Origin of the sequence: Nitratireductor sp. ZSWI3 (assembly GCF_024655565.1) — a bacterium.
GTDB lineage: Bacteria > Pseudomonadota > Alphaproteobacteria > Rhizobiales > Rhizobiaceae > Nitratireductor.
This window is the reverse complement of sequence record NZ_JANKOF010000057.1, coordinates 24,633-31,025: the sequence shown is the minus strand read 5'-3', so window position 1 is coordinate 31,025 and position 6,393 is coordinate 24,633. Positions and strand designations below refer to the sequence as shown.

Annotated in this window: 9 protein-coding genes; 1 reads left to right on the top strand and 8 read right to left on the bottom strand. The window is 65.3% G+C overall.

The annotated features are described in order from the left end of the window. The 7 genes from NUU27_RS16685 to NUU27_RS16655 form a co-directional block, all read right to left on the bottom strand. The coding region (locus NUU27_RS16685; RefSeq protein WP_257763275.1) for a methyltetrahydrofolate cobalamin methyltransferase at nucleotides 1-918 on the bottom strand (918 nt) is incomplete at its 3' end. Between the two features lie 81 nt (nucleotides 919-999). Continuing rightward, nucleotides 1,000-2,100 carry a methylenetetrahydrofolate reductase gene (locus NUU27_RS16680; RefSeq protein WP_257763274.1) on the bottom strand — a complete coding sequence of 367 codons (1,101 nt, stop codon included), beginning with the start codon at nucleotides 2,098-2,100 and terminating at the stop codon, nucleotides 1,000-1,002. Then, on the bottom strand, nucleotides 2,097-2,699 hold the full coding sequence (locus NUU27_RS16675; RefSeq protein WP_257763273.1) for a methylenetetrahydrofolate reductase C-terminal domain-containing protein: 603 nt from the start codon (nucleotides 2,697-2,699) through the stop codon (nucleotides 2,097-2,099). The genes NUU27_RS16680 and NUU27_RS16675 overlap by 4 nt, the downstream gene beginning before the upstream one ends. Then, nucleotides 2,686-2,988, bottom strand: coding sequence for a virulence factor (locus NUU27_RS16670; protein WP_257763272.1), 303 nt, complete (start codon nucleotides 2,986-2,988; stop codon nucleotides 2,686-2,688). The genes NUU27_RS16675 and NUU27_RS16670 overlap by 14 nt, the downstream gene beginning before the upstream one ends. A gap of 118 nt (nucleotides 2,989-3,106) precedes the next feature. After that, nucleotides 3,107-3,739: an exopolysaccharide biosynthesis protein gene (locus tag NUU27_RS16665; RefSeq protein ID WP_257763271.1), complete on the bottom strand. Its 633-nt coding sequence runs from the start codon at nucleotides 3,737-3,739 to the stop codon at nucleotides 3,107-3,109. Nucleotides 3,740-3,866: 127 nt separating this feature from the next. Beyond that, a complete protein-coding gene (locus NUU27_RS16660; protein ID WP_257763270.1) occupies nucleotides 3,867-4,508 on the bottom strand; it encodes a DUF4893 domain-containing protein in 642 nt (213 codons plus the stop codon). Between the two features lie 239 nt (nucleotides 4,509-4,747). Next, nucleotides 4,748-5,383, bottom strand: a complete 636-nt coding sequence (locus tag NUU27_RS16655; RefSeq protein WP_257763269.1) for a DUF1638 domain-containing protein — start codon at nucleotides 5,381-5,383, stop codon at nucleotides 4,748-4,750. 49 nt (nucleotides 5,384-5,432) lie between these two features. On the opposite strand from NUU27_RS16655, the gene NUU27_RS16650 reads away from it, so the two are divergent. Next, the gene (locus tag NUU27_RS16650; RefSeq protein ID WP_257763268.1) at nucleotides 5,433-5,591 is read left to right on the top strand and encodes an entericidin; all 159 of its coding nucleotides are present in this window, start codon (nucleotides 5,433-5,435) and stop codon (nucleotides 5,589-5,591) included. A 33-nt stretch (nucleotides 5,592-5,624) separates the two neighbouring features. On the opposite strand, the gene NUU27_RS16645 is transcribed toward NUU27_RS16650, so the two are convergent. Then, nucleotides 5,625-6,323, bottom strand: a complete 699-nt coding sequence (locus NUU27_RS16645) for a B12-binding domain-containing protein (RefSeq protein ID WP_257763267.1) — start codon at nucleotides 6,321-6,323, stop codon at nucleotides 5,625-5,627. Between the last annotated feature and the right edge of the window lie 70 nt (nucleotides 6,324-6,393).

Below are 6,393 nucleotides of genomic sequence, written 5' to 3'. Positions count from 1 at the left end.
ACCGGTCGCGGCGAGCGCAGCGCCATCGCCGCCGGTGGCCGCTGCGGCGGCGGCCGCCGGCTGGTGGTCGCGATAGGTCATGATCCAGTGGTGGCAGTTCGGGTCGGTGCCGTTCAGCACGTTTGCCGCGCGCACCGCCTCCATCTCCTGCGGGCGGCACGGGTTCATGATGGCGCTCGTCATGCCGGCGCCGATGACCATCGGAATGAAGCCGGCGTTGATGCCGTGCCGGTGCGGCAGGCCGAAGGAGATGTTGGACAGGCCGCAGGTGGTGTTGACCTTCAGTTCCTCGCGCAGGCGGCGCAGCAGCGCGAAGACCTGCTTGCCGGCGGTGCCCATGGCGCCGATCGGCATGACCAGCGGGTCGACCACGATGTCGTGCGAAGGGATGCCGTAATCGGCGGCGCGCTGGACGATCTTCCTGGCCACCTCGAAGCGCACGTCCGGATCCTCGGAGATGCCGGTCTCGTCGTTGGAGATGGCCACCACCGGCACATCGTATTTCTTGATCAGGGGCAGGATCGCTTCCAGCTTCTCTTCCTCGCCGGTGACGGAATTGACCAGCGGACGCCCCTTGGCCACCTGCAGCGCCGCCTCGATGGCCGCCGAGACGGAGGAATCGATCGACAGCGGAACGTCGACGAGTTCCTGCACGATCTCAAGCGTCTGCACCAGCAGGGCCGGCTCCGTGGCGTTGGGATCGACCGCGGTGACGCCCGCATTCACGTCCAGCATCGTTGCGCCGGCGGCGACCTGCTCCAGCGCGTCTTTGCGCACCGTATCGAAATTGCCTGCGACCATTTCTGCGGCGAGCTTCTTGCGACCGGTCGGATTGATGCGCTCGCCGATAACGCAGAATGGCTGGTCGAAGCCGATGACGACTTCCCTTTTGGCCGAGGCGACGATGGTGCGGGTCATTCAAGTCCTCCAGAGATATAAAGACTTCTTTATATCGTTATTCGGTTGGGTTCAATCTTTGACGGTCGGTGGCGTCGGGCTTCACCCCGCCGCGTCCTTGACCATTTCAACGGGTTTTTCGCTGGGATTGTCGTGCAGGATGTGGTCGAGCCGCTCGGCGACCAGCGCATCGTCGGCGCCCGGCTCGCGCTTCCAGGGCTTGCGACCCTTGAGAACGCCGGAATCGTGGACGATTTCGGCGACGAATTCCTCCTGCCGGTAGGCCATGACATGGATGCCGGAGACGCCCTCGATCTCCTTCACCTCGTTGATGATGTCGATGCACAGGCGCTTGCCTTCCTGCTTCTGGTTCTCGGCGCCCTCGAGCCGTTTGACGACCGCGTCGGGGATGTGCACGCCGGGCACGTTGGAGCGGATCCAGCGCGCCGTCTTGGCCGAGGCGAGGGGGCCGACACCAACCAGGACGAAGCATTTCTCCACCAGCCCCAGATCGCGCACGCGCTTCATGTATTCCCTTAGCATCGGCACGTCGTAGCAATACTGGCTCTGCACGAACTGCGCGCCGGCGGCGATCTTCTTGGCGAGGCGCAGGGGGCGGAAATCGTAGGGCGGGGCGAAGGGATTGATGGCGGCGCCGAGGAAGACGGCGGGCGGTGTGGTGAGCTTGCGGCCGGAGAGGAATTTTTCCTCGTCGCGCATGGTGCGCACGGTTTCAAGGAGCGACATGCAGTCGAGATCGAAGACGGGCTTGGCGCCCGGCTGGTCGCCCGCCTGCACGCCGTCGCCGGTCAGGCACATGATGTTGGCGACGCCCATCGCTGCGGCGCCGAGCACGTCGCCCTGGATGGCGATGCGGTTGCGGTCGCGGCAGGCGATCTGCATGATCGTCGCATAGCCCATGCGCGTGAGCAGAGCACAGATGCCCATGGACGACATGTGGCAATTGGCGCCGGAGGCATCGACTGCGTTGATGCCGTCGACCCAGCCGTCGAAGACCGCTGCCCGCTCGAAGACATCCTGCGCGTTGGCGCTGTCGGGCGGGTTGAGCTCGGCGGTGACGGCGAATTCGCCGCGCCGCAGCACCCGCTCCAGCCGCCCGCGCGAGGCATGGCCGGGCAGGGGCTCGAGCGGCAGCTCCACGCCTTCCGGGTTCTCGTCGATCTGCGGCGGGCGCTTGATCATGCTGCTGTTCCGTTTCCGGTTTCACGCTTCTGTGCGGCAAGGGCGGTGACACGCAGCCAGGCCGAGCTCTCGCGCAGCGACTGGTCGACCGGCTTCTGCACGGTGAGGATCGCGTCGCCGGCGCGCATCAGGCGGGACCCTTCCCAGGCCTTGACCCAGACGCAGGGCATGTCCGGCTCCACCTCGCAGTGGCCATTGGCGCGAACGCCGCCACAGGGGCCGTTGCGCAACTGCTTCGGGCAGTTCATCGGACAGGACATGCCGGTCGAGGAAAGCACGCATTGGCCGCACATGCGGCAATCGAACATCAGACCCTTCACCTGCCGTTCGACGAATTTGACCGGCCGTTCGGCGCGCGCATAGCCGATCGCCTTCCACAGCGGGTGCAGCGCCAGAAACAGGTCGGCGAAGCGGCCGTAGAACCATTCGAGAAAGCGGGCGTGTCGCACCGACCAGAGCCGCATCGTATAGCGCCGCTGCAGGCGGCGCTGCGGCGAGACGTCGGCAGGCTTGTAGGCGATCCTGTCGCGCGCTTTCTTGACGAGCGTCGCCTGGGTCACGGCGGGGGCGGCCGCCTTCGCGGACTCACGCCTCGACATGGCCACCAGCCTTGACCAGCGCCTTGAGGCGTGCGTCGTCGAACGCCTCTTCGATGGCCCGCATCGCCTTGTCGGCCTCGGCCTCAAGGTCGTCGCCGACCTCGACCGGCTCGCCGCGCCGCCATTCGGCGAGATAGGCGTCGGTGTCGCGTGCGCCGACGCGCATGGCGCACATGTCGATCGCTTCGGTAAAGCGCAGCGGCAGTTCCCGCTTGGCGGTTTGCCGGCCCTTCCTGACAATCACCTGGGCCGGGATGTCACGCCAGTAGACAACGATCAGATTGGCCATGGGCGGCTTGCTCCTTCCTCTTAAGGGAGCATTGCCGCATGCGAGGGTGCCTCGCTTGTTGCGAGGCGACGCCCGCGCATTCAAATGCGACGCGGCAGGCCGGCGCGTTGCCGCCGGCTCAGGGGATCAGGACGCCGGCCAGCACGCCCGCTGCGCCGACGACGGCGGCGATGACGAGCAGGGAAAGGGTTCCGCAAACGACGCCGATGCACAGGAGGATGCCGTCGCGCTCCGAGAGCGCGAGCCCCACCAGGGCGCAGGAGAAGGCGGGAAACCAGTTGCCGAGCGGGATCGGCAGCGTCACCGCGACGGCCAGGACCAGCGCCACGGTTCCGATGATCCTGTCGGCATGGCCGCGGGCGAAAGGCCAGTAGCGCGGCTTGATCAGCCGTTCGAGCCAGATGAGCCGGGGAATGAGCTTTTCGCTCATATGACGGAACTTGTCGCCGCTGATCGACTTCCTGAGCAGGAAGCGCGGCAGCCAGACGGTCCTGTTGCCCAGCACCATCTGGATGGCGACGAGGACGATCGGCGGGCCGAGGATGAGGGTGCTGCCGGGCGGGAAGGGCAGCAGGTTGAGGCTGCAGAAGAAGATCAACAGCGTCGCAAAGCTGCGGTCGCCCAGCGCCTGCCGGATTTCGCCGACGGTGACCTTGTCCCGGGCGCTGTTCGCCAGGTCCTGAAAGATGCGCGAAAGGCGGCGGGGCGTGTGCTCCGCGGGTGCCGCGCCCGACACCGTGTCCAAATTCATGCCCTCCGCTTTCATCGCGCAGTCTCGTATGCCACGCCGAATCTCCTCCGGCCCGACGTGCAGTTTTCTCTTCTTGCGATTAAGCCTTCATGACAGAGGCCGCAAGATCGCGGTGAACGGGGACGGGTCATCGGGCCGGGCGGAACTCCAGGATGTCGAGCTTCGATTCATAGGCGGGTGCGGGAAACTCGATGCGCCAGGTCTGCTCGCCGTCGCGAAGGACGTAGCCTGCCTGATCGCTCGCCGGGCCTGCGCCATAGGACGGCAGGGGATCGCCGGCCACGTGGAAGGCGCCGAGATAGATCTGGCGCGAATCGCCGTCGTTGAAGAAACGTCCGACGGTGCGTTGCGAGCCCGTCAGCTTCTCAAGCCGCCAACCGGCGCCGTCGTCGCCGACACGGCAGCGGAACCAGTCATAGACGACCAACGGCGCCGGGCCGCCGACCTTGACGGTGCGGCACTGCCAGTCGCCGGAAAGATCGAAGTCATCGAAGGAACGCGCCGGGCGCGCCTCGATGCCGTCGAGGACGGCAAGATCCTCAGCCGAGCCGCCGGCCTTCGCCTCGGCGATCGCGCCGTCGCGGATCCTGTCGAAGGCGTCGAGACGCGCCGCGTCGCGATAGGTGATCGTCTTCAGAACCGTGTCCTTCTCGAATCCGGCCAATTCCATGTCCAGCTTCTGCTGGACCAGCGAGTCGGGCGGGCTCTCGGCCCGGGCTGCGCCGATGCCCAGGACCGCCAGGAAAAGCATTGCCGAAATGCGCTGCACGTTCTGCCTCCGTCAAAAACGCCGATAGAAGCACAAGCTTTGTAACCATTTCGTGGCGAGGAGCCGAGGACCGGCTTTCCCTTCAGGCCGTGCGGCCTTTCGGACACAGCGGCAGCAGCGTCCTGCATGGTTCGACAAGCTCGCCATAAGGGGCGGTATCGATTGCCAGGTCCTTCAGCAACGCCCTGGAAACAGGCTTCCCGCCAAGTAGATCCCTCCTCATGGTGAGCGCGCGCGCTCTATCGCGGCCGCGCGTCATCGTCCGGGGAGAGAGCGGCATGCGCCAGGGCGGTCGCCAGGTCTCCGTAGCCGGTCGGGCGCCGCTCATAGGCAAGCCCGAGCAGGCGTGCGGCGTCCTCGGCTACCCTGTCGAGCGCCGGGTCGTCGGTCTGCGCCAGATAGACGAGCTTGCGATAGTTGCCGAAGAAATCCTCGATCAGCTCGGGATGCCGGTCGAGGCCGAGCGGCTTCAGGAAGAAGGCCTCGAACTGGCGGCACAGGAAATCGGTCATATAGAACGACAGCATGTCGTCGTCGGCGATGGCGGCGAATGCGTCGAGCCCCTGGTAGAAGGCGAAGCAATGCGGGCCCGCTATGCGCTCCACCCCGTGCTTCTCGCAGACCTTGTCGAGCAAGCCCCCGGTGCCGCAATCGGCATAGCCAACGAAGATGTGGCGGTATCCTTCGGCACGCGCCCGCACAATGGCGCTGTCCATTGCCGGAGCAATGCGGTCCGGGTAATAGTGATATTCTGCAGGCAGGCAGGTGAGTTCGAGATGCTCGAAGCCGTGCCGTTCGCGCACGGCAAGCACTTCACGAGCGATCATGCCGCAAGCGATGACCAGAACCTTTTGCGGTGTGGCGCGTTCCTGCATCTGGTTTGCCGTTCCTTCAAAGGGCGGTCATTCGTGAGGGAGACAGAACATGCAGCTTTCCATACTTTCCCGTATTGTCGTTGTCGTCCTTGTCGGCGCGTTCGCAGCCGGCTGCGCCAACACGATCCGTGGCGTGGGACGGGACACGGCCAATGCGGTCGACGCCACAAAGCGTGCCGGCTCCGATATATCGAGGGCCGCCGAATAGCGGACCGAAGGCCCGATTGCCGGGGCCGCTCGATCAGGCGCTCGCGGCGATGTTGTGCTTGCGCCTGATGAGCTCCTTGGCCGTCTCCACGGCCACCGCGGCGTCGCGGCAATAGGCGTCCGCCCCGACGGCCTTGCCGAACTCCTCGTTGAGTGGCGCGCCGCCGACCAGCACGATGTAGTCGTCGCGGATGCCCTTTTCCTTCAGCGTGTCGATGACCACCTTCATATAGGGCATGGTCGTCGTCAGAAGCGCCGACATCCCGATGATGTCGGGCTGGTGCTCCTCGATCGCCTGGAGATAGTTTTCGACCGGATTGTTGATGCCGAGATCGATGACGTCGAAGCCTGCACCCTCCATCATCATGCCGACCAGGTTCTTGCCGATGTCGTGGATGTCGCCCTTGACTGTGCCGATGACCATCTTGCCTTGCTTGGGCGCTCCGGTCTCGGCCAGGAGCGGGCGCAGGATCGTCATGCCGGCCTTCATGGCGTTGGCCGACAGCAGCACCTCCGGCACGAACAGGATGCCGTCGCGGAAATCCTCGCCGACGATGCGCATGCCTTCGACCAGCGCCTCGGTCAGGACCTCGTAGGGCGCCCAGCCGCGGTTGAGCAGGATGTGCGTGCCTTCCTCTATCTCCTCCTTCAGCCCGTCATAGAGGTCGTCATGCATCTGCTGGACGAGTTCGTCGTCGGAAAGCTCGGAGAGAATGATTTCGTCGTCGGACATCTGATGGCTCCTGCTGTCCATGCCAGGCGAAAAGAGCGGCCCCATCCCGACAAGGCTGGCAACCGCCTGA